Source organism: Bacillus arachidis, assembly GCF_030285945.1.
Lineage (GTDB): Bacteria > Bacillota > Bacilli > Bacillales > Bacillaceae_G > Bacillus_A > Bacillus_A arachidis.
Genome location: NZ_CP127376.1, coordinates 707525 through 732078, shown reverse-complemented (window position 1 = coordinate 732078; position 24554 = coordinate 707525). Strand labels below are relative to the sequence as shown.

The window sequence follows — 24554 nt, the reverse complement described above, 5'->3', positions numbered from 1 at the left end:
GCAAACGCTACTCTTTTTATTGTACCTTTCTTCTACCCAGTTTGCTAGAAAGATTATATGAATTAGTATTCGATTAATATGTTTTAAAATTCTTATTTTTTGTAATAGAAAGAAAAATAAATATACATTTTCAGAATATTTCGCTATAATTAAAAATACTTAGAAGAAAGAATCCTCTTTCATTCACAAGACGTAAGATTACATGAAGCTAATCATAGTTATTTGTATCACCACTCTTACACCCAGAAAGTATACATAATCGATTTCTATAGTGATATAAAGAAAACTACTATTAGTATGTTTTTCATCCCCCACTGATGATTAGTGAAACGAAGCACGCTCGATACTCATTGAGTAAAACAAATAAGGAAAGAAATACGGGGTGAAGGGAATATGAATCAAACAACTACAGAACAAACTAGCTTACAACGTACAATGAAAAGTCGACACCTTTTTATGATTGCACTTGGAGGTGTCATTGGCACAGGACTCTTTATGGGATCAGGACAAATTGTCCATAACGCTGGACCTGGCGGAGCGATCCTTGCATTTTTAGTTGGTGGTTTCGTGATGTATTTAACCATGCTCTGTCTCGGTGAACTATCTGTTGCCATGCCAGAAGCAGGCTCATTTCAAAGTTATGCAAGCAAATTTATTTCACCTGGTTTTGGATTTGTCGTTGGCTGGATGTATTGGCTGAACTGGGCTGTTACAGTTGGCGTAGAACTGACAACTGTTAGTATTTTAATGAAGCGCTGGTTTCCAGATGTTTCTTCATGGATTTGGTGTGTTACATTTGCAGCAATCCTTTTCATTGTAAACGCTTTATCAACGAAAGCATTTGCAGAGGCAGAATTTTGGTTTTCCAGTGTAAAAGTCACAACAATCGTTGTCTTCATTATACTTGGAGGCGCTGTTATGTTTGGGTTCTTAGATTTCAATGGGAAACCCGCACCAATGCTTCATAACTTCACTGAAAATGGTGGGTTATTTCCAAATGGTGCCTTAGCTGTTCTTCTTACAATGATTACTGTAAATTATTCCTTCCAGGGAACGGAACTAATTGGAATTGCTTCAGGTGAAAGCGAAAACCCTGAAAAAACAATTCCAAAAGCAATTAAAAATACAATTTGGCGTACTTTATTCTTTTTCGTATTAGCAATTGCAGTTGTTGTAGGCCTACTCCCATGGCAGGAGGCTAATCTTGTAGAAAGCCCATTTGTACTTGTCTTTGATACAGTTGGGATTCCATATGCAGCTGACATTATGAACTTTGTTATCATTACCGCTGTACTATCAGTAGCGAATTCAGGGCTATATGCGAATTCTCGTATGCTTTGGGCTATGTCAAAACAAGGTATGGCAAGTCCTGCATTTGCGAAATTAACAAAGAAGGGAGTACCACTGAATGCTTTAATTTTCAGCCTTATCTTTGCAAGTCTCTCACTTTTAACAAGTGTATTTGCTGCAGACACTGTCTTTTTAGTTCTAACATCGATTGCCGCAATGGCAGCAGTTGTTGTCTGGATGTCAATTGCAGCTTCACAATTTTTCTTCCGAAGAGAATTTATAAAGAATGGCGGAAATATAAACGATTTAAAATACCGTACACCTCTTTATCCAATTGTTCCAATTTTAGCTTTCTCTTTAAATTTTATTACATTCGTTAGTTTGGCTTTCATTCCAGATCAAAGAATCGCCCTTTATTGCGGGATTCCATTTATGATTATTTGCTATATCTTATATCAAATTAAATATAAAAAAATCGTCACATTTGAACAACAACAAAAGATTACACAAGAAATAAACTAAATATATAAAATATTCAACTATCTTATTTTATGATAAGATAGTTTTTTTCTATTTATTGGATATGTTGGTATAACTTTATTTATCTTAAAATTTTTACAATCATGTTTTCATCAAAAAAATAGTTTACAATGTTATCAAGTTGCAAATGATATTCACCGTAAAAAGCGTGCATTTGTGTCTATTTTTTAACAATATGACAAAAACTATTGCCTTCTATAAATTAATAGGTTTATATTGTTTTATTGGCATAGTTTCAATCCAAGGAGAAAGGAGATTTTCAATCGTGCAACTAAAGAAATCGTTTTGGAAGTTGGCTTCACTTCTTCCTTTATCACTACTCTTGTTCCTCGGTGGCTGTGAGAAAAAACTTGCAGTATTAAATCCACAGGGGCCTGTTGCAAAAGCACAGTATGATCTGATCGTTTGGTCATTCGTACTTATGTTGTTGATTATTGCAATTGTATTCATCTTGTTTACAGTCATTTTGATTCGTTATCGTGAAAAACCAGAAAACATGGACTATGAGCCACCTGATCAACACGGTAACACATTATTAGAAATTATTTGGACACTCTTCCCAGTTATTATCGTTATCGCATTATCAATTCCAACGGTAAAAGCAACTTATGCATCAGAAGAAGTGCCAAAAGAGTCAAAACATATTAAACCAGTTGAAATTTATGTTACATCTGCCAACTGGAAATGGTTATTCAGTTATCCAGAGGAAAATATTGAAACCGTTAACTATTTAAACGTACCAGCTGGTACACCAATCCAGTTTAAATTAACATCTGTTGGTCCAATGAACGCCTTCTGGGTTCCAGAGCTTGGTGGTATGAAATACACAATGGACGGCATGATCATGGATTTATTCCTACAAGCTGATAAGCCAGGATCTTACCTTGGTCGTAGCTCGAACTTCTCCGGTGAAGGATTTACTCACATGGAATTTGAGCTTGAAGCAAAGAAAAAAGAAGATTATGACAAGTGGGTAAAAGAAGTAAAAGAAACTGCTAAACCACTGACAGAAGAAAAATATAACGAAATCATTAAACCTGGTGTAGTAGGGCGTATGACATTCTCTAGTCACCACTTAAAGTATGTAGATCCAAAATCACTTGAATACTGTGATTACAACTACTACAAAAACAAAAAGTAATAGATACTATTCCAACAGATTGGAGTGAACACAGTGAAGCTTGATGAATTTTTTGTCACAGGTGATCCGATAATTTACGGAGCTGACGCATCTATCGTTCTTGTGACATTAGCAATCATTTTCGTACTGACAAAGTATAAAAAATGGAAATGGCTTTGGGATGAATGGTTAACAACTGTTGACCATAAAAAAATCGGTATAATGTATATTATATCGGCAGTTTTAATGTTATTCCGTGGTGGTATGGACGGTTTAATGATCCGTGCACAATTAACATTCCCGGATACAACATATTTAAACGCTGAACACTATAACGGAATCTTTACAACGCATGGTACAGTTATGATTCTTTTCATGGCGATGCCATTCGTTATGGGATTAATGAACGTTGTTGTACCATTACAAATTGGTGCTCGTGACGTTGCATATCCATTCTTAAACGCATTAAGTTTTTGGTTATTCTTTATTGGGGCAATGTTATTTAACATCGCTTTCGTTATCGGAGGTTCTCCAGACGCTGGGTGGACATCATACTTCCCAATGGCTGGTACCGAATTTACGCCTGGCGTAGGAAATAACTTCTACGCAATTGCACTGCAGATTTCAGGTCTTGGTACATTAATGACCGGTATTAACTTCCTGGTTACGATTTTAAAAATGCGTACACCTGGTATGACATTAATGAAAATGCCAATGTTTACTTGGTCAATCTTAATTACAACAATTATCATTATTTTCGCTTTCCCAGTATTAACAGTTGCTCTTGCATTAATGACATTTGACCGTCTATTTGATGCTCACTTCTTTACGATGGCGAGCGGCGGTATGCCAATGCTTTGGGCCAACCTATTCTGGGTATGGGGTCACCCTGAAGTATACATTGTTATCTTACCGGCATTCGGTATTTTCTCTGAAATCATTAGTACATTCTCACGTAAACGTCTATTCGGTTACAGCGCGATGGTGTACTCAATGATTGCAATTTCTTTACTAAGTTTCTTAGTATGGCTTCACCACTTCTTTACAATGGGATCTGGTCCAGCTGTTAACTCATTCTTCTCGATTTCGACAATGGCGATTTCGATTCCAACCGGGGTTAAGATCTTTAACTGGTTGTTTACACTGTATAAAGGACGTATTCGTTTTACAGTGCCAATGCTTTGGTCATTAGCATTTATTCCAAACTTCGTAATCGGTGGGGTTACAGGGGTTATGCTTGGAATGGCAGCAGCTGACTATCAATACCATAACAGCTACTTCCTAATCGCCCACTTCCACTACGTATTAATCGCAGGTACAGTATTCGCAATGCTTGCTGGATTTACGTTCTGGTATCCAAAAATGACTGGTCATATGTTAAACGAACGCCTAGGTAAATGGACATTCTGGATCTTTATGAGCGGATTTAACATCTGTTTCTTCCCAATGTACTTCTTAGGTTTAGATGGTATGACTCGTCGTATGTACACTTACTCAGAAAGCCTTGGATGGGGTTGGTTAAACCAAATCGCATCTGTAGGTGCAGTAATGATGGGTATTGGTTTCATATTACTATGTTACAACGTAATTTGGAGTGCTCGTCACGGTGAACGTGACACTACTGGAGATCCATGGGATGGCCGTACACTTGAGTGGGCAACTCAATCTCCTGTACAACATTACAACTTCGCTAAACTTCCTGAAATTAAAGAAGCTGATGCTTTCTGGTTCATGAAGAAACGTGGAGAAACAATTACACCAAAAGCAGATGAATTAAAACCAATTCACATGCCAAGCAATTCAGGTGTTCCTATTATTATGTCTAGCTTTATCGGTCTTGCTGGTTTTGCGTTAGTATTTAGCTGGTTCTGGTTAGCAATTATTGGCGGTATCGGTATGCTAGCTTGTATGATCTATCGTTCATTTGATTATGATGATGGTTACTACGTAAGCGTTGATGAAATTAAAAAAACAGAACATGTAGCATGAGAGGTGAAACGAAATGGCGGCTTTAGATAAAAGCTTACCTTTAGAATATCAATCTGAACAAAGCAGATTGAATATTCTAGGGTTCTGGATTTTCCTAGGGGCTGAAATTATGCTGTTCGCAACACTTTTCGCCTCTTATCTAGTCCTTGCTGGTCGTACGGCGGATGGCCCAACACCAGCAGACTTGTTTGAAGTTAAAACACTTTTAATTCAAACATTACTACTTTTAACAAGTAGTTTTACATGCGGTATCGTAATTCATGAAATGCGTAAAAACAACCAAAAAGCTATGTTAGGATGGTTCCTTTTCACATTGCTTTTAGGTGCAGGCTTCCTATTCTTTGAAATTGAAGAGTTCATCATGTATGTTGGAGAAGGCGCTACAATCCAAACAAGCGCATTCTTATCTGGATTCTTCGTTCTTCTTGGAACGCATGGTGCCCACGTAACGGGTGGTATCATCTGGGCAACTTGTGTAATCATCCAAATTTTAAAACGCGGATTAACACCAGTTACAGCTCGTAAAGTATTTATTATCAGCTTATACTGGCATTTCCTTGACCTTGTTTGGATCTTTATTTACACACTAGTTTACTTGAACGGGATGGTGGCGTAATAATGGGACAAAACAATACACAAGCAAATGGACACACGCATAGCGGGTTTCCATGGTCACACGTTTTCGGGTTCATTTTATCGCTTGGACTAACGTTCCTTGCTTTATACGTTGCGCTTTACACAGACTTGCCACTTTCAACGATATTAACAACAATTATCGTAATGGCACTTGCGCAAGGTTTATTACAATTAATTATGTTCATGCACTTAAGAGAAGGAGAAGGTACAATTCAAATTGTTACAATGATATACAGTTTCTTCGTTGCAATTGCAACAGTTGGTCTTACTGTATGGATTTTCTTCTCTATGTAATGGACATGAAAAAGACTGCTGAGATAATCTCAGCAGTCTTTTTATTTATCCCCTCCTCCACCATATTACGGAAATTACAACATTATCATGTAAACTATACTTATTATGACAAATGTTAAGAAAACTCTTTCTTTATGGAATCGAGTTCATATGCATTGCTTTTCTTCAAATAATATAGCTAAAATATGTACTATATTATTTGAAGGGAGAGAACGCAATGGAACAACATTCTTCAGTTTTATCACTTATGATTGTCGTCGCAATCGCGTTTTTCGTTCCCCTTTTGTTGCAACGCTTTAAGTTAAAAGCAATTCCTGTCGTTGTTGCAGAAATTATTGCAGGAATTTTTGTAGGAAAAAGTGGGTTTAACGTTATTGAGCCAGATATGTGGCTGGAAGTATTATCAACACTAGGATTTATTTTCTTAATGTTCTTAAGCGGTTTAGAAATTGATTTTTCGATCTTTAAACAAAAAGGAAAAAAGAATACGACAAATGAACCAAATACGTTCCAAGCCGCAAGCATTATCTTTTTATTCATTTTCATCTTATCCTATGCCCTATCACTTATATTTGTATGGCTTAAATTTGTCGATAATGCAATGTTCATGACATTAATTATCTCAACGATTTCTTTAGGTGTTGTTGTACCGACATTAAAAGAAAATAACTTAGGAAAAACAGCAATCGGCCAAATTATTTTATTAGTCGCTGTAATTGCTGACTTAGTTACAATGATTCTACTCGCTGTGTTTGTCGGGTTAAATTCCGAAAGCGGTCAGAGCATGTGGCTTCTTCTCGTTCTATTTGGCGCAGGTATTGTCATTTACTTTGTGGCAAGACGCTTTAAAAATATTCCATACTTAGAAAGCCTAAAAGCTGGTAGTGTGCAAATTGACACACGTGCTGTTTTTGCACTCATTTTAATATTAGTCGGATTATCTGAATCTGTTGGTGCAGAGAATATTTTAGGGGCCTTTTTAGCAGGCGTGCTCGTATCCTTACTATCACCAAATGAAGATATGGTCGAAAAACTTGATTCCATCGGATATGGTTTCTTCATTCCCATTTTCTTCGTTATGGTTGGGGTTAATTTAGAAGTATGGTCGATTTTTAAAGAGCCTTCTAGTATGCTAATGATTCCCATTTTAATTGTTGGACTCTTTATTTCAAAATTATTGCCATCGCTTGTACTAAGAAAATGGTATCCACGTAACATTGTACTCGGAAGTGCCATTTTATTAACATCTACACTTTCATTAGTTATCGCTGCGGCACAAATTGGTGAAAAGCTAAATATCATTAGTCCGAGTCTATCTGCTTCACTTATTTTAAGTGCAGTTATTACATGTATTTTTGCACCTGTGTTATTTAAAAAGATGTTTCCAAGGGTTGAAACACCCAAACCAAAAGTCTCTATCATTGGAGCAAGTCGAATCACTCTTCCATTATCACTTGATTTAAAACGTGAAGATTATGATGTAACATTATACATGATGCGTCAAAATAAAGTAAATGCAGAGGAAGCAACATCTCATGACTTCCCTATTGTAAAATTAGATACAATTACGATAGAACAATTAGACGAACACAAAGCATTCAATGCAGATCGAGTTGTTGTCGCGACAAGTGATGATGAACAAAACTTATTATTAGCAGAACATGCAAAAGAATTAGGTGTTGAACACGTCATTGCAAGTGTAGAGGATCCTCTTCTACAAGAAAAAGCAACACAAGAACATATTGCCGTATTCTCAACCATCAACTCTACAAGAATTTTATTACGTGCACTTATCGATAAACCAAGTCTCATTCGTTTAATTACAACTGCAAACGAAACGGTTCGTGAGGTCGAATTACGTAGTAATAAATATAATGGTTTAGCGCTTCGTCGCTTACCATTCCTAGGTGATGTACTCATCATTCAAATTTACCGAGGTAATAAAGCATTGGTACCTCATGGTGATACAACATTACAACATGGTGATACGCTTCTTGTAACAGGTTCAAAAGAACATATTGATACAATGAAAAGCATATTAGAATAGCAGAAAGTCCCCTTTTCATCACGAGGGGACTTTCTTCTTACATAACACTTATTCCTTTCACCATACACTTTCAAACTTTTTCTTAAGATTCTCGTTTTTTAATGGTAAAATATTACTATCAAATATTCTGGGGATGAATCACACTATGTCTATTTCAACTTTAGCTCTTTTGCTACTCGCAGAAGTACTCGTTGCCATTATTCTCATCGGTATTAGCATTGAAATTTGCAGTTATGGATGGAAAAAAACAAATGGAACGAAATACTTTTGTCTCTTTCTTTCTCTTCTCATTGGTACTTGTAGTATATTAGGTCTTTGTGTTGCACCGGCCTATTTCTTTTTACAACTCATAGAAAAAGCGTCATAAGAAAGGTGGATTCTGTATGGTTACAATTAGATGTATTGATGCCTCCGAAACATACGAACTACGTCAAAAAATTTTACGTCCAACTCAACAGTTGGAAGATTGCAAATACCCATCTGATTACGAAACAAATTCCTTTCATCTCGGTGCTTTCTTACATGCTGAACTCATTAGTATCGCTTCTTTCTCAGCTGAACCAGAACCTTCCTTGCAAGGTAATAATCACTATCGTTTGCGAGGCATGGCTACAATGCCTACCTTTCGAAAACAACATGCTGGTAGCTCATTAATCCAGCAAGCTGAAGTAATGTTAAAAGAGCGTGAAGCAGAGCTATTGTGGTGTAATGCTCGTATTACCGTTACAGATTACTATAAACGTTTAGGATTTCTTGAGCATGGCGAAATATTTGATATCCATCCAATTGGACTTCATAAATTAATGTATAAAACATTATAAAATAAAGAGGTCATCCTCTTTATTTTATAATTCCCCCCTCTCCTTGTAGCTCTTTTAAATACTCTTCTTTCTCATCACGGTAAAATAAATTATACGTATCAAACGGAATAATTCTTCCATCAGGATGTACAATATGAACACAGGATTTCTTTACCGAACGTATATCTAAATCATAATTATCCATAAACTTCATAATTAATACGCGGAATACATTCTCATAACCAATCCCTGTTGGAAGACTAACTTTTGGCAAGCAACAGAGCAATTCTTTTAATGAATCATAGCCACTTTCTGGTGAATGATTTAAGCTAAATAACTTAAAGATTTGTCCTTTTAATTGCTCATCACTTTCAAAAACAATCGTATTCCGCTCTCCTTCTAATAAAATATTTCGATCAATTATACTGGTTAGTGGAAAAATAGATCCATCTAATTTTAATGCGTATGCCATCGCCAAACTATCCGGATGACAAGGAACCGGTATTATATCGTCTTCTGTAAATAACGAAGATTGTTCGATAATCATTTGACGTACTTCACTTAATGTTAAACGATTGGTTTCAGGATTAAAATCTTCTGTTCGTCCCGCTTGCTGAATAGGTTGAAATGTAACACCCCGTACACATTTTTGTTGTATTGCATATTGTAATATCTCACCTATTTCCTTATCATTTACTCCTTTTTTCAATGTAACAACAAGGGTTGTAGAAATATTGTATTTATTTAAGTTCTCAATCGCTCTTCTTCTTATTTCACGTAAATCAGCCCCGCGTAAACTCTGCAGTGCTTCTTTTTCCAAGCTATCAAACTGTAAATATATTTCAAATCCAGGTGTATATTTTACTAGCTTTTCTACAAACGTAATATCCTGTGCAATGCGTAAACCGTTCGTATTAATCATAATATGTTTAATTGGTTTTTGTTTTGCAATATTTAATATATCAAAGAAATGAGGATGAAGCGTTGGCTCACCACCGCTAATTTGAACAACATCTGGATTCTTTTCGTTTTTTACAACGGCATCTAACATCATCTCCACATGTTCTACTGTTCGCCATGTAGTGCGGTTTGGTGATGATTCTGCATAACAAATCGGACACTGTAAATTGCATACATCTGTAATTTCAATAATACTTAAGCAACTGTGTTGCTCATGATCCGGACAAAGTCCACAATCATAAGGGCACCCGTATTTAATAGGTGTATTCCAACGATATGGCATTTCACTCGGCTTAATAAATTCGCGGCATTGCTTATAATACGAGACATCTGTTGAAATGAGCACCTTTTCTCGGCCATGCAACATACAATGTTTTACCATATAGACTCTTTCATCTTGTATAATGATCTTCGCTTCTACTTTCTGTAAACATGTGGAACACACACTACTCGTTAGGTCATAATATAAATAGTCCCTATTTGGCATGTCGTCTTTCCCCTTTTCTCTTTTTCATAACTAACACAACATAATAACAAACACCCAAAATACAAGCCCATTGAATCGCACTCAAATGCACATATAACTTATCTGTCGGCTTGAGCCATTCAACCAAAAAGCGAAAGTTTAAATATGCCAACATAAAGATTTGAAAAACGAACCCTTCCCACGGTTTATGTCTACTTAGCCAAATACAGCAAATCATAAGGATAAATAAATAACCAATCTCATATAATTGTGTCGGATGCCGGAGCATCCCATCACCAAAATCAATTCCAACTGACCATGTTGTTTGTATCCCTACCGTTTCATCTCCAATGCCAGTTAAAAAACACCCAATTCTACCAATTGCAATTCCTAGTGCCAGAGGAATGACCATATCATCACCCGTTGATTCTGTATGATCAACCATTTTCTTCACACTTTCTACACCAATAAGTCCACCTAACAAACCGCCTACAATTGTTTTCCCTTGAATCAATCCTTGCCAGCCATTCTCCTCTATTACTTTCTGAACCTGCAGAAGATGCTCCAGCGTTGCCAAAAGGATTGCACCGAGAAAAGCACCAAATATAGCACCTAAAAAGATGAATAGTGCTTTAGCTTCTGGAATCTTCTCTTTGCGCCGACTTTTTAAATAATAACGAAACCCAATAAACATACCGAGTGATTCAAAAATAGCATGGGGATGTAGCTTTACTCCAAATACATATAAATAAATTGGAAAATCCATATGATTATACCTTTCTTACGTCTATTCTCTATCTTCCATAATACATATATTGTAAAATAAAAAATATAGTAAAACAATTCTGAATTTTATAAGGAGGGTTCTATGAGTACTACAAACTCATCTAAAAAAGCTCGCCCTTTTCAACAATGGATGATTGGCTTTGCAGTTACATTTCTAGCTCTTATTATATTATTTGGAACTCCTATTCGTTGGATTGAGATTGCATTTATTATTGTAGGAATCTCTTTATTATCTTGGGGAGGATACGAAGCATATAGAGGAAGGCCATTTATTTTGCTAGGAATTATTAGCGCACCCTGTATTTTAGGGTTCGTATTCTTTATTATTTGCGGTGGATTCTTGATATTTTCTCTTTAAAAGACATGAAAAAACCTTCCATATGCACGGAAGGTTTTTCTATGCTTTAGTTATCTTCTTTAGCTCTTATCATTCTTCTATAATTATAAATAATAAAGAGGGAACCAAAAAACAAAGAAATTTCACGATTAATGTTAAATTCTTACAAAGAAATACCCTTTTCTATATTATAAAAACAAATGACATCCAAATAAAATTGCAAAGAAATACAGAAGCGGATGAACTTCCATCCCTTTCCCTTTCACAATTTTTAAAATTGGATAAATTAAAAATCCAAGTGCAATTCCGTTCGCAATACTAGATGTTAATGGAATCCCTACAAAAATTAAAAATGCCGGCAATGCATCTTCAAATTCATTCCAGTTAATATCACGAATACTTTGTGCCATTAAACTCCCTACTATAATTAATGAGGGAGCCGTAATTGCTGCCACACTTGATAAAGAAGCAATTACAGGACTGAAAAATGCTGTAACTATCGTTAAGCAGATTACTACAATACCTGTTAATCCTGTTTTACCACCTGCTGCAATTCCTGCTGACGATTCAATCGTTGCCGCTGTCGGACTTGTCCCGAACACTGCTCCCGTTGTACCACCTATTGCATCAGCAATAAATGCTTTACCGAAACGCTTTTCAGCATTATCTGTATTTAAACCAGATTGTTTAATTAGACCAAGCAAAGCCCCTGTTGTATCAAATAAAAGCACGAGTAAGAATGAAAAAACAACGCCGTATAACCCATATTCCATTACATCAGAAAATGCAGTTATAGGATTGGAAACGATAATCCCTTTTGGTAAATGAGGAATCGCTGCAATTTGATCACTAAACTTCAATTGCCCTGTAAAGAAGGCAATTATCCCCGTCACAACCATACTTATAAATAGCGCACCACTCACACGTAATGCCATTAACACTGCTGCTAACACTAAACCAATTAGTGTTAAAATAACAGCTGGTGAATGGAAATCTCCAATTGTAACTAAATTAGATGGATGATCAACAATAATACCAGATAAACGAAGACCAATGAAAGCAATAAATAACCCAATCCCACCTGCAATAGCATGCTTCAAACTATCTGGAATTGCTACAATAAGCTTTTGGCGAAATGATGTAAAAGACAATAAAAGAAAAATAATACCCGTTACAAATACTGCTGAAAACGCAATAGCATATGTAATGCCTTCTGCTTTTTGTACAACAGAATAAGCAAAGTACGCATTCATCCCCATGGCTGGAGCAATGACGATTGGATAATTTGCAAAAAACGCCATACATAATGTTCCGATAACTGTCGCAATAATGGTTGCCGTAAATGCTTGATCAAAAGGTACACCTGCATCAGATAGTATTTTCGGATTGATGACAAGAATGTACGCAAATGTAAAAAATGTTGTGATGCCAGCTAAAATCTCTTGCTTCACAGAAGTGTTATACTTTTGTAATTGAAACATGCTTAAGTACCCTTCCTACACAATGAATTATTATCACACATTCTTATAATTATGCGAGAAAATGTAATACTTAATCTTACCAATCAATAAAAAGAAGAGTCAATGTATTCAATAATAGTTAGAATTTTAAGTTTAGGTCTGACAAATACAGATATAGTACAGCATACATCGACAATTTTTGTAGCATAACAGACAGAAATGTTTTATAATTTAAAATAGTTGCACTTCTAGTAAGCGCATTCAATCTTTTCATCCTATAAGGAGGCTTTTTATGCAGCAAACAAACAAATCAGGAACTTTAAACCGCGGTCTAAAACAAAGACACATCACATTGATGTCTCTTGGATCCGCTATTGGTGTAGGACTATTTTTAGGATCTGCTTCTGCTATCAAATTAGCTGGACCTTCTATTCTATTAGCTTATATGATTGCTGGACTCGTTATCTTCTTCATTATGCGTGCTCTTGGGGAAATGGCAATTGAACAACCAGTTGCTGGTTCTTTTAGTAAATACGCACATGATTATTTAGGACCCTTAGCAGGTTATATAACTGGATGGAACTATTGGTTTTTATGGGTTGTTACTTGTATGGCTGAAATCACTGCCGCTGGAATTTATATGGAATATTGGTTTCCAGATATCCCGCGCTGGATTTGGGCGTTATTGGCTCTCGTATTAATGAGCGCATTTAACTTTTTATCTGTAAAAGTATTTGGAGAGCTTGAATTTTGGTTTGCTTTAATTAAAATTGTCACAATTATCTGTATGATTGTAATTGGGACAGGAATTATTCTATTTGGATTTGGAAATGATGGCATCGCTACTGGAATTTCGAACCTTTGGTCACACGGCGGATGGTTCCCTAATGGTTTTTCTGGGTTACTTCTTTCCTTACAAATGGTTTTATTTGCTTATCTAGGAGTCGAACTTATCGGTGTCACAGCTGGTGAGGCACAAAATCCGAAGAAAACACTTGCAAAAGCAATTGATAACGTATTTTGGCGCATTTTACTGTTCTACGTTGGAGCATTATTTGTTATGATGGCAATTTATCCATGGAATGAAATTGGCGATAAAGGAAGTCCGTTTGTATTAACATTCCAACAAATTGGTATAGCAAAAGCAGCGGGAATTATTAACTTCGTTGTTTTAACGGCAGCTCTTTCTTCTTGTAACGGTGGTTTATTTAGTACAGGACGTATGTTATTTACATTGGCAGAGCAAAAAAAGGCGCCTGAAAAATTCGGCCGTTTAAATAAAAATGGCACTCCAAGTAGTGGAATTATAGCAACTTCCTTAGTCTTACTGGTTGGTGTTATTTTAAACTATCTTGTTCCTGCAAAAGTATTTACATGGCTTACTAGTATTTCAACGTTCGGTGCAATTTGGACATGGGGGATCATATTAGTTACTCAAATCCGATTCAGAAAAGGATTACCAGCACAAACTAAGCAAAATTTAACGTACAAAATGCCTTTATATCCATTAAGTTCTTATTTTTCACTTGCTTTCCTTGCATTAGTATTAGGAATTATGGCTTATTCAGAAGATACACGAATCGCATTAATTGTTGGTCCGATTTGGTTGATTTCATTAGTAGTTGTATATTACTTAAAAGGATTTCATAAGATAGATGCTGCACAAACTTCAAAAATTAGTTAAATATGTTACCCCTTCCTTATAGCGAGGAAGGGGTTTTCTTATTTTTCACACAAATATTTATCAACAAAATCCATGTTATTTTTACAAATTTTTTGTATATTTTACATTTTCCATCTTTATTTTCATAAAAAAATCCATTACATTATTAAGGCACATATATTTATTATTAGGGGGATTCTTCTATGAAGAACAAAAAATGGCTTAAACTTTCTTTAGCAACAGCAATTACATTCAGTATCGGAAGCACTTCTATTCCACCAGCTTTCGCTGAAAGTTCTACAGATCCAGCACCAGAGATTGCTGCAAAAGTTGTAAATCAAAACAATGGGAAGAAAGTATTATTTGATAATACACACGGGCAAACAGCAGGTACAGCCGATTGGGTCATTGATGGTGGTTTTTCTGATTTTGGAAATGGTATTGCTAAAAACGGATATTTTGTAAAAGAGCTTCGCCAATCTACACCTATTACATATGAAAATTTAAAAGATTATCATGTATTTATCGTTCCTGAAGCAAATATTCCTTATAAAAAATCTGAACAAGATGCCATGTTACAGTATGTTAAAAATGGTGGTAGTATTTTCTTTATCGCAGATCATTATAATGCAGACCGAAATAAGAATCGCTGGGATTCTTCAGAGGTATTTAATGGATACAGACGTGGTGCATGGGACAACCCGGCAAAAGGTATGTCTAATGAAGAAGCAAACTCACCAGCAATGCAAGGAGTAGAAAGCTCCGATTGGTTATCCCAAAACTTTGGTATTCGCTTTCGCTATAATGCGCTTGGAGATGTTTCTGCCAAAAATATTGTATCACCTGAACAATCCTTTGGTATTACAAAAGGGATTTCATCAGTAGCTATGCATGCTGGTTCTACACTTGCCATTACAAACCCTAAATTAGCGAAAGGAATCGTATATCTTCCAGAAAACCCATCAAAATGGAATAGCGCTGTTGATAGCGGTGTTTATAATGGTGGCGGTATTGCAGAAGGTCCTTATGCTGCAATTGCTAAAGTTGGCCTTGGAAAAGCAGCCTTTATTGGTGATTCTTCTCCTGTTGAGGATGCCTCACCAAAATATGTTCGTGAAGATACAGGACAAGCAAAAAAAACATATGATGGATATAAAGAAGAAAATGACGCTATTCTATTGGAAAACATTGTGAATTGGTTATCTAAACAAGAAACTTATACAAGTTTAGATCAAGTAAATGGCCTACAACTTGATAATCCAACACCTTTACAAACATTTGAGCAACCTAATTTATCAACTGAGCCACAACCAGAACCTTGGAGCGCTCCAAATCAAGGATATCAATGGTTCAATACAAATACATTTAAACCTGGTTCTTATGGATATAAGGGAACTGTAACAACTAGCGATTATACAGTCATTCGCCCTAGTATTCTACCAAGCAACGAAGTATTTCAAATAAGACTTCAAGCAAACAATTTATTACCTAATGCGACATACAATAATTATTCTCTAGGGATTTTTACAACTGGAGGAACACAAATTGCGAAAGTACAAAATGAAAATGGTACTTGGCCTTCTACTTTTGGATATAGTAGTGTATTCTCTTTCACGACAAATAGCCTAGGTTTTGCTGAAAAAGTAGTAAATGTACAACTCGCACCGAATACAACTGGACAAGCCACTTTACGTCTTCGTCAAAATACAACGACAAAATATAATGAAGCTGTCACTATTAATAATAAATAGTAAAAAAGCAATCCTAAATGGATTGCTTTTTTTACTAATCACCTTTTTCTTTCGAGAAAAACATTCTAGAAATAACAATTCCTAGTCCACCAATAAGTAAGAATAATACTGCACGAATCATCATTGATACTTCTGGTAAATCCAAGAAGAATAACTTACTCACTGTCACAACTAACACAACTAATCCGGCGTATAATATTTCATTCATTCCTCTATTACGCCCAAACCAAACTGAAACTAAAGCATATATCATCCATGCAAGAGAGACAGGTACACTGATAATACTTCCGTCTGTTGAAAGAACCTCTCCTATTCTAGTAATCGTAATAAATACAAGTACCATAAAACTATATAACGTCATCGAATACACATATTTCCCAAAGCGTTTCAACATTGGTTTCACTTTCATCATTCCATAATAAAATGTTCCAACTAAAATGAGGTGGGCTACAAAAGCCGCTGACATGAATGTCTCAAATGGGCTAACAAGGGTTTGCAACATACCGATTACATAAATAACTCCACTAATATAAAACTTGATTTCTTGTTTTAATTTCGCAGAAGCAACGATACCTAAAAAACCTTGTAACATCAATACAATTGCTCCATTCACTAAACTAAATTCATATAAAATCGCTAAACTAAACGACCCCATCGCAAAACCAAATAAAAGATCTGTAAATGGCGATTTTTTATTTTTCATATAGTCAGCCACAAACATTACAGTGTGTACAATTGTACAAATTAACAATCCCCATGTTGTAAAATCTGGAATTTTCACGATTGCCATAACGAAAAAGATAGCATTAGCACCAAATATCGCCATCCGGGGCTCGTAAATAAAGTTTTTATCAATAAACATATGCCAAAACAGCATAATATGAATCAATCCATAAACAATCGTTAATTGCACTTGTAGGTGACCTAATAATACTGTCATAATCACAAAAAAGAAAAACGTTACAAGCACAGCAACACTGTAAGACACCATATATAAATATTGATAGCGATTTTTATACGCATACCATAATAAACTAATCGTTAACACCGTTTCATATCCAAAGAAAATGTAAGAATTAGGTGTTGTACTATTTAATAAAAACGGTACAAAAAAGGCGCCTACAGATACAAATATAGCGAGATACTCTGATTGATATCGCTTAGCTAAATAGATACCGAGTATAATCCAAATAATGTTGAATATAAATGCCATCATTGCCGGAAAGAAATGATACAAATAATGTGCAGCGAATGTCGTTAAAACAATGCCTGTAATACTTCCTCCAGCTAATACCAAACCTAACGCTTGACGTTCTTTTTTTATTTGTATATCACCTACATAATACAAAGCAACTGATAATGCTACACCAAATACAATACGAATTGCTGGAGTAAGTAATCCTGCATCTACCCCCGCTTTAAATAACCAAATTACCCCAAGTAGCATAATTGCAACGAAAATTCGTGGTAGCCATGTTTGACAAAATTTTATAATGTCAAATGGTTCAGGCTTAAACGCAGATATATCCACCTGCTTTATCTCCGGTTCCGTCACACTTTCTTGGCTAATGACTCTTTCTTCTTGTCGTACATTTTGCACAGGGATACTAACATCTTGTTTCTTCTCAATAGGTTCCTTTACTTGTTGAACTCTTTCTTCTTCCATTTCTCTTTGCTGTGCTTTTAACTCATAGAGCGTCTCCTGCAATGTATCAATTGCTGTTTCTAGAGCTTCTATTTTTTTGCCCAAATCTTGTTTCATTTTCTCCCCCCTCTGATCATGCTGTTAAAATAGTAGAATGCATTATAACAATTGGATAAATTACCAGTTATTTATATAATACTCCTAATCTATTCATTTTTTAACAAATTTCCCCCTAATAATCTCCAGTTTCTGCTATTATAGCAGCAAATGGCAATTCCTATTCTATTTTCATGAAAATTACAACATAGTATTTATGAGGTGTTTATTTGAAACAGCCAATTTGGAATCATCGTTCAAAAAAGAAAATTCGTGGTTTAAGGAGAGTATGCCGGAATTTTTTAAAATCTACCATCGCACATACAAGTTCTTTACCAAATGCGACTGAAACATCTTCTTTAGGTTGCTGGTCTATCCATCTTCCCATCAATCCTTCTTATATGAATTCAAAACGTAAATCAAACTCGATGAAACGATTTTATTTACAGACCGCAATCAATCAAGTAGAGCATTTCATTCATATGAAAACTAAAGTTGAAAAGGAGTATCGTATTTATTTGGGTGTCTCTTTTCCGAACTTACACACTTCTAATATCTTCATTGTATTTAGTAAGCAAGGGATCGAACGATTTTTTGAAGGCTTTCTAAGTGGATACATGGACGGGCCACAGTGGATTCCATTACTACAAGAACGCGATATTGAAAAAGAATTTGGCTTACATATACCTAAAGAATTACAGGTAAAAGGCTACAGAGAAATTTTTACTGACGATAATTACAATGACAAAGAAATATGGTTTATAGGCGAATTAAATTAAACAAAAAAAGGCGTTTTCCAATATAGAAAACACCTTTTTCTTTTAATTTTTTTTATTGATACAAATACTCGCAATCATTCCTAAACAGCCACCTACAATCGCTGGAATAATCCAGCCTACTCCTTCTGTATACAAAGGAATGTTTTCTAATATAGGCGTCCATTTTGAAAATAACACGTTGCGATTTAAAATATCTATCCCGCTAAACACTGCTACAAATCCAATTGTCATTGGATATATATACGTATACTTATTAATATACTTATGAAATAGTCCTAAAATAATAAGTGTTAAAGCAATCGGATAAATAAACCCAAGAATAGGAACTGATACTTTTAAAATTTGTGTTAATCCTAGGTTAGCAAGAATCATACTAACTACACTCAAGACAAAAGCCCACACTTTATAAGATACTTTCGGAAATACTTCTGCAAAAAACTGACTACAAGATGTAACAAGTCCAATCGATACACATAAACAAGCAACAGTAAAAATAATTCCTAATAATACCATGCCACCCTGTCCAAATAATGTAGTCATAATATGAGCTAATACTTGTGCTCCATTATCGAACTTTCCAAGCGAACCACTTATTGATCCAACATATCCCAAAATGACATAAATAAGAGATAATAAAAGACCAGCACCGATACCTGCCATGCTCATATACTTTGCTAGTCCTTTTTCATCTTGTACTCCTTTAGCACGCAAAGTATTTGCCATAACAATTCCAAAGATTAATGCCGCTAAAGCATCCATTGTTAAATATCCATCTAAAAAACCTTGAAATACTGGAGCGTGTCCGTAGTTCCCTACTGGTACTTGAACATCTCCTGCTGGTGTAATCATACTCTTTATAAAGATAAGAGCAATCATACACAATAATAAGGGTGTTAATATCTTTCCAAACAGCCCCATCAATTTTGATGGTGATAAACTTAGCCAATATACAATACTAAAAAAGATGACCGTGTAAATGAGTAGTAATACACTACTAGTCTCTGGGAAGAACTGACCTGGCCCCATTTCAAAAGCTAAACTCCCGGCACGTGGTATACCAAGTCCAGGACCGATAAACAAATAAATTAAACACGGAAAAATAATTGCAAAAGAAGAATGTACACGATTGGCTAATCCTTGAAAACTTCCGGCTTTAGCAATTGCCATTACACCTAATATCGGAAGTCCAGTTGCTGATATAATAAAGCCGAACAATGCAATCCACACATGTTCCCCCGCTTCATATCCAAGGAAAGGTGGAAAAATTAGATTTCCAGCTCCGAAAAACATGGAAAATAACATCAGGCTCATAAGCAAAATTTCTTTTTTCTGTAGTGATTTCATTTCTTTCTCCTTCTTTACTTTCATATAAAGTAGAATCCTTTTCAGCCTATATAAATCCCATTTTAATTTTTCAACATATAGCCGCTACGCCTAATAAAAGATGATTCGCACTCCTCTTCTCCCCTCTAAAAAGGGAGGTATATAACTCGATTTTGATTTTCCAACATATTAGTTGCGGCTATGTAAACAAAAGCAGACCTCCACTCATTTTCTCCTTTTGTTTTACTCGGCATGGGGCTAAAAAGAATCCTGACCGCTTCTATGCATAGACGGATGCTCTCTTCCCGCCTAAAAAAGAAAGGTTTTATATGGTTTTTCAATTTCTTGCACTTATATGCTAGAACAAACATAGTCCATAGTCTATCACAAAAGAAATCCTCATTCTATATCTGCTCTGTTTTCCAATTTCTTCTGAAAAATCGACCTTTATTGACATCCAATAGTTAATAAAGTAAAATATTAAACAAATAAAACTATTCACTTTGTTTTTGTTTGTGTCAGGAGGAAACTTAAATGGAATCAGCGATACAACTTGAAAGGAAACAACAGCGAAACAAAAAACATCCTCCAGGTTTATACTTACTCTTCTTCACAGAAATGTGGGAACGATTTAGTTACTATGGATTACGAGGATTACTAACATTATATTTAACGACAGCTTTAGTAAGCGGCGGTCTTGGGTTTAGTCCAGGATGGGCACTTTCCATCTATGGATTTTATACTGGAGCCTGTTATTTTACTCCAATGATTGGCGGATACTTAACTGACCGTTTTCTAGGAAGACGCTTAGCTATAACGATAGGCGGCGTAACAATGGCAATCGGTAACCTTACACTATTTACCCTACAAAACCAGGTTGGCCTATACCTTGGACTGGCGCTTATTATTATTGGTAATGGTTTCTTTAAACCAAATATTTCTACGCTTGTTGGAGAATTGTATGAGGAACATGATCCAAAACGCGATAGTGCATTTACGATTTTCTACATGGGTATTAACGTCGGTTCATTTTTAGCTCCACTCGTTTGTGGATTTTTATCAGAAAATTTATTCAAAACAACAGTAGATGGCGTTGTTCATTATGGTTTCCGTTACGGGTTCTTAGCCGCTTCAATCGGTATGATTATTGGACAAGTTTTATTCACAACACTATCTAATCGCTTCCTTGGTGATATCGGAAAAAAACCAACAAGAGATTTACAAGCACCATCCGGCGAACAAACAGCTGGTAATACACCACTTACAAAAAAAGAAAAACAGCATACAGCAGTTATCATTATTCTAACTTGCTTCGTTGTCTTCTTTTGGGCTGGTTTTGAACAAGCTGGTAGTTCACTAACGCTATATACAAACAAGTTTGTTGATCGTTCTGTATTCGGGTGGGAGATCCCAACATCTTGGTTCCAATCGGTCAATCCACTGTTTATCATTTTGCTTGCTCCTGCTATTTCAGCACTATGGGCTAAGCTTGCTACAACAAAACGTGGAGATTTAAAAATCCCAACAAAAATGGGACTCGGTATGATTTTACTCGGAATTGGTTATATGGTTCTAGTGGTTGCCACATTAAAAACAGGTAGTGACGAACATAATATTACAGAGAAAGCAAACCTATTATTCATTGTCTTTACTTACCTTTTCCATACATTAGGTGAATTGTTTTTATCACCTGTTGGATTATCAATGGTCAGTGCCCTTGCACCAGTAAAACTCGCTTCATTACTAATGGGCGTTTGGTTGGCTGGTTCAGGGATTGCCAATATTTTAGGTGGTCAACTCGCTAGTTTTACAACTTCACTTGGCTATTCAGAAGTATTTACAGTCATTGGCGTTGTAGCTATTTTCTTAGGTTGTATATTACTATTACTTTCAAAAAAATTAGTAAAATGGATGGACTAAAAAAGCTGAGGGATTGCCCCTCAGCTTTTTTGTTTAACCTTTTATCCCGCCTTAACGGGCAGTAAGACTCCCATCAACTACCCGTTAAGGCCCAATTGATGAGAGCTAATAATCAGCGGGGAATGAAGCCCCCTTCACTGATTAAAGTTTCACTTTATTTTCTTCGCTTTTACAAACTCTCCTGTAACAACAAAACGCTTTGAGTTATCCGATACAGATACACATGTAATAAGCGTTACTTCCGTTTTCCCATGGTTTTCAACGACTTCCCATTTATCAGGCGTTACTTCTGATACATTCGTCACAGTGTACTCATATTCATTTTCATTATCATATAAATAGATTTTATCGTTCTTTTTTAATGTTGATAAATCACTGAATAGGACGCCTTTTTTAGACATATTATGCCCTGCTAATGCATAATTTTCTTTTCCCATCTCTTGCTTCTCTTTTACAGTTGCTGCTCCTGATAATAAGTTTTTCTCAGTAGAAGCATTTAAAATAGGTAAACTTAATGAAATACTTGGAATTTCAATACGACCAATTACTTGTTTTTTATCTAACGATGCATTTGCAACTTCCGCTAAATTTGGTTGTTCAATTTTAGATGCATCTACAAATTTTGTTTCATGCTTTTCGTATTCCATTTTCTGAACAGCTTGTACATTTTCTGTTTGCTTCTTCTCTGCCTTATATCCGTCATAAAATGGCTTACCGATTAAGATACCACCTACAACAAATAAAAGAATTGCTAGTATACTATATATTCTTCGTTTATTCATACATAATCCCTTTCCTTTACAAAATCTTACTTCTATATAAGATGATAAAGTAAGATGACTATATGTACAAGTCTAAGACGAAAAGAAGAGGCCACTTTATTAACTTATCCCGTTATTTGGTCGCGGTAAGTCAGTCTTCTCGCATCACTTTATATGATAAAAACTTAACACTCCATCTACTTCATCTGCACTCACAAATAAATCTCGACCATTTATTTTATGAATTCCTTCTGGTGCCGCTCCTGCTGATGGCGCAATTCCAATGTATACCGGGAACATTGGAATTGTCATATCGAAGAACAATACAGCATTCGCTCTTTCAGCCGCCACTGCTAAAATCGGATTTCCTTTTATCTTACCAATTGTCACATTTTCGACTTCACTTCCCCGATTTTCACTTCTATTATCAAGATATAGGCCAGCAGCCGCTACTTTTTCATCAATAAGATTCATACTATCGTATACAAGAGATCCAGTCTGATTCCATACAGAAATATTTCTTCCTCCTGATTTCACACCATCCTTAAATTCATTTTTACCAAGGTCCCCTTCATTAGCAGTAATAAGAAATTCTCCTGATGGATCCCATGTCACACCATCTGGTTCTAGGCGTGCAGTTATCTCATCTTGAAAAGATATGGTGCCATCCTTTTTTAAATCTGCTTTATGTGTTGTCGTGCCAAGGCCAAATATATTTTCAATTCGTTTTTCTGCAATATTAACAATTGCCACCGCATTATTTTCTTGTAATGTGACAGCTGCTTTATCTCCTTTTGGATTAATCGCAACATACTCTGGCTGTGGATCATGCTTATAGATCGCTCCATTACCAATGTTACTCATATGGATTGGCAGCTCGACGTGTTCCCCGCGCATAACATCACCATCAGGGAATGTAATCATAGAAATACTTCCTGGTCGTTTCGTTTTTTTCATATTTACTTCATTATCATCATTTGGATCGTTTTCTTCATCTTCATTACAAATAATAAGTGTTCTTCCATCTGCTGCTAACGCTACTGAATCTGGCCCTACACCTACTTCATACGTTTTTACCACTCTCTGCGCTGCTAAATCCACTACCGCCACTTGTCCTTTATTTGCATCATATAAGTTATCTCCAGTTCGAAAAGCGGCCAATGCGTACTTTCCGTCTGGTGTCACAGTTACACTCGTTACTTCCGCTTCTGAATGAATGTCTTTAAAACTCACATTTCCTAATACTTTTATATTTTCTAAATCTGCAATTGATAGTATTTGAATTTGACCTAAATCAGCTTCTGTAACAACTAGTGTATTCCCATCAGGCGTTGATGCTGTAATTTCAGCCTTCTTACTAGGCATTTGAAACGAGGCAATCCGATTAATCTTTGTATCCTTATGTTTTTTACCAATAAAGTCCGTCACCATCTGTTCCACTTTCCCGCGGTATGCAGGATTAGATATACTCCCCTTTGGTAACGTCTCTATTGTATTCACAATCCACTCTGTATCCTTTTCTAATGTTTCTGCATGTACATTACTTCCTGTCCATAATACACTTGCAATTATTACGCCATATACCAATACCTTCTTTTTCATTTTCCCACTCCCTCGTATATTATTTTTTAGTTACTCTTTCAAGCGACGATTTAACACAATGTTCTCTTGGACGTCTGAGGATATTCCTAGATAATGAAAGTAAGGATCATTTGGGACAATTCTCCCTCTCCCTGTAGGCTTTAACTACATTAAAAGACTGTTTCCCAGTGTTCGCTTTATTCTTCCTACTCACAGGCTGTTCTCCTTAATTCAAACCTAGCTGTTAGTAGCGCTAGGGCGGCTTTTGAAGCAAGGGTAAGTTCTTATACACGAGGATGTTGGTCAGCGT

Annotated in this window: 20 protein-coding genes; 13 read left to right on the top strand and 7 right to left on the bottom strand. The window is 35.8% G+C overall.

Annotated features, from left to right (window positions below; all coding sequences use genetic code 11):
* Positions 1 to 393 precede the first annotated feature (393 nt).
* From QRY57_RS05305 to QRY57_RS05270, 8 genes are all read left to right on the top strand, one after another.
* Positions 394 to 1812, top strand: a complete 1419-nt coding sequence (locus QRY57_RS05305) for an amino acid permease (protein ID WP_026592967.1) — start codon at positions 394 to 396, stop codon at positions 1810 to 1812.
* Between the two features lie 283 nt (positions 1813 to 2095).
* A complete protein-coding gene (gene qoxA / locus QRY57_RS05300; protein ID WP_026592966.1) occupies positions 2096 to 2971 on the top strand; it encodes a cytochrome aa3 quinol oxidase subunit II in 876 nt (291 codons plus the stop codon).
* Between the two features lie 33 nt (positions 2972 to 3004).
* Positions 3005 to 4939, top strand: a complete 1935-nt coding sequence (gene qoxB / locus QRY57_RS05295) for a cytochrome aa3 quinol oxidase subunit I (RefSeq protein WP_026592965.1) — start codon at positions 3005 to 3007, stop codon at positions 4937 to 4939.
* Between the two features lie 13 nt (positions 4940 to 4952).
* On the top strand, positions 4953 to 5555 hold the full coding sequence (qoxC, locus tag QRY57_RS05290) for a cytochrome aa3 quinol oxidase subunit III (RefSeq protein ID WP_026592964.1): 603 nt from the start codon (positions 4953 to 4955) through the stop codon (positions 5553 to 5555).
* A gap of 2 nt (positions 5556 to 5557) precedes the next feature.
* Positions 5558 to 5869: a cytochrome aa3 quinol oxidase subunit IV gene (qoxD, locus tag QRY57_RS05285; RefSeq protein ID WP_026592963.1), complete on the top strand. Its 312-nt coding sequence runs from the start codon at positions 5558 to 5560 to the stop codon at positions 5867 to 5869.
* A gap of 217 nt (positions 5870 to 6086) precedes the next feature.
* A complete protein-coding gene (locus QRY57_RS05280) occupies positions 6087 to 7916 on the top strand; it encodes a monovalent cation:proton antiporter family protein (RefSeq protein WP_286016832.1) in 1830 nt (609 codons plus the stop codon).
* A gap of 133 nt (positions 7917 to 8049) precedes the next feature.
* Positions 8050 to 8283: a DUF4022 family protein gene (locus tag QRY57_RS05275; protein WP_170833695.1), complete on the top strand. Its 234-nt coding sequence runs from the start codon at positions 8050 to 8052 to the stop codon at positions 8281 to 8283.
* Between the two features lie 16 nt (positions 8284 to 8299).
* On the top strand, positions 8300 to 8737 hold the full coding sequence (locus QRY57_RS05270) for a GNAT family N-acetyltransferase (RefSeq protein ID WP_208018448.1): 438 nt from the start codon (positions 8300 to 8302) through the stop codon (positions 8735 to 8737).
* A gap of 19 nt (positions 8738 to 8756) precedes the next feature.
* On the opposite strand, the gene QRY57_RS05265 is transcribed toward QRY57_RS05270, so the two are convergent.
* Complete coding sequence (locus QRY57_RS05265; RefSeq protein ID WP_286016831.1) at positions 8757 to 10163, bottom strand: radical SAM protein; 1407 nt, start codon at positions 10161 to 10163, stop codon at positions 8757 to 8759.
* Complete coding sequence (locus tag QRY57_RS05260) at positions 10153 to 10908, bottom strand: prolipoprotein diacylglyceryl transferase (protein ID WP_286016830.1); 756 nt, start codon at positions 10906 to 10908, stop codon at positions 10153 to 10155. The genes QRY57_RS05265 and QRY57_RS05260 overlap by 11 nt, the downstream gene beginning before the upstream one ends.
* Positions 10909 to 11010: 102 nt before the next feature.
* On the opposite strand from QRY57_RS05260, the gene QRY57_RS05255 reads away from it, so the two are divergent.
* Positions 11011 to 11286 carry a hypothetical protein gene (locus QRY57_RS05255; RefSeq protein WP_286016829.1) on the top strand — a complete coding sequence of 92 codons (276 nt, stop codon included), beginning with the start codon at positions 11011 to 11013 and terminating at the stop codon, positions 11284 to 11286.
* Positions 11287 to 11453: 167 nt separating this feature from the next.
* Here QRY57_RS05255 and QRY57_RS05250 read toward each other — a convergent pair whose 3' ends face one another.
* On the bottom strand, positions 11454 to 12746 hold the full coding sequence (locus QRY57_RS05250) for an NCS2 family permease (RefSeq protein ID WP_286016828.1): 1293 nt from the start codon (positions 12744 to 12746) through the stop codon (positions 11454 to 11456).
* A gap of 271 nt (positions 12747 to 13017) precedes the next feature.
* Here QRY57_RS05250 and QRY57_RS05245 point away from each other — a divergent pair, with 271 nt between their 5' ends.
* Positions 13018 to 14409 carry an amino acid permease gene (locus QRY57_RS05245; RefSeq protein ID WP_286016827.1) on the top strand — a complete coding sequence of 464 codons (1392 nt, stop codon included), beginning with the start codon at positions 13018 to 13020 and terminating at the stop codon, positions 14407 to 14409.
* 182 nt (positions 14410 to 14591) lie between these two features.
* Entirely contained in the window at positions 14592 to 16139 is a 1548-nt protein-coding gene (locus QRY57_RS05240) for a DNA-binding protein (protein WP_208018444.1), read from the top strand.
* A 34-nt stretch (positions 16140 to 16173) separates the two neighbouring features.
* Here the strand turns inward: QRY57_RS05240 and QRY57_RS05235 are convergent, their stop codons facing one another.
* Positions 16174 to 17901: a DUF2339 domain-containing protein gene (locus QRY57_RS05235; RefSeq protein WP_090694227.1), complete on the bottom strand. Its 1728-nt coding sequence runs from the start codon at positions 17899 to 17901 to the stop codon at positions 16174 to 16176.
* 209 nt (positions 17902 to 18110) lie between these two features.
* Here QRY57_RS05235 and QRY57_RS05230 point away from each other — a divergent pair, with 209 nt between their 5' ends.
* Positions 18111 to 18659 (top strand): DUF3916 domain-containing protein, encoded by a 549-nt coding sequence (locus QRY57_RS05230; protein ID WP_286016826.1) that lies wholly within the window; start codon positions 18111 to 18113, stop codon positions 18657 to 18659.
* Positions 18660 to 18701: 42 nt separating this feature from the next.
* On the opposite strand, the gene brnQ1 is transcribed toward QRY57_RS05230, so the two are convergent.
* Entirely contained in the window at positions 18702 to 20003 is a 1302-nt protein-coding gene (brnQ1, locus tag QRY57_RS05225; protein ID WP_432804076.1) for a branched-chain amino acid transport system II carrier protein BrnQ1, read from the bottom strand.
* 513 nt (positions 20004 to 20516) lie between these two features.
* Between brnQ1 and QRY57_RS05220 the strand changes: the two genes are divergently transcribed.
* A complete protein-coding gene (locus tag QRY57_RS05220) occupies positions 20517 to 21902 on the top strand; it encodes a peptide MFS transporter (RefSeq protein WP_286016824.1) in 1386 nt (461 codons plus the stop codon).
* A gap of 149 nt (positions 21903 to 22051) precedes the next feature.
* Here the strand turns inward: QRY57_RS05220 and QRY57_RS05215 are convergent, their stop codons facing one another.
* Both QRY57_RS05215 and QRY57_RS05210 read right to left on the bottom strand, forming a co-directional pair.
* Complete coding sequence (locus QRY57_RS05215) at positions 22052 to 22684, bottom strand: class A sortase (RefSeq protein WP_026592949.1); 633 nt, start codon at positions 22682 to 22684, stop codon at positions 22052 to 22054.
* A 144-nt stretch (positions 22685 to 22828) separates the two neighbouring features.
* Complete coding sequence (locus tag QRY57_RS05210) at positions 22829 to 24265, bottom strand: choice-of-anchor I domain-containing protein (protein ID WP_286016823.1); 1437 nt, start codon at positions 24263 to 24265, stop codon at positions 22829 to 22831.
* Positions 24266 to 24554 lie beyond the last annotated feature (289 nt).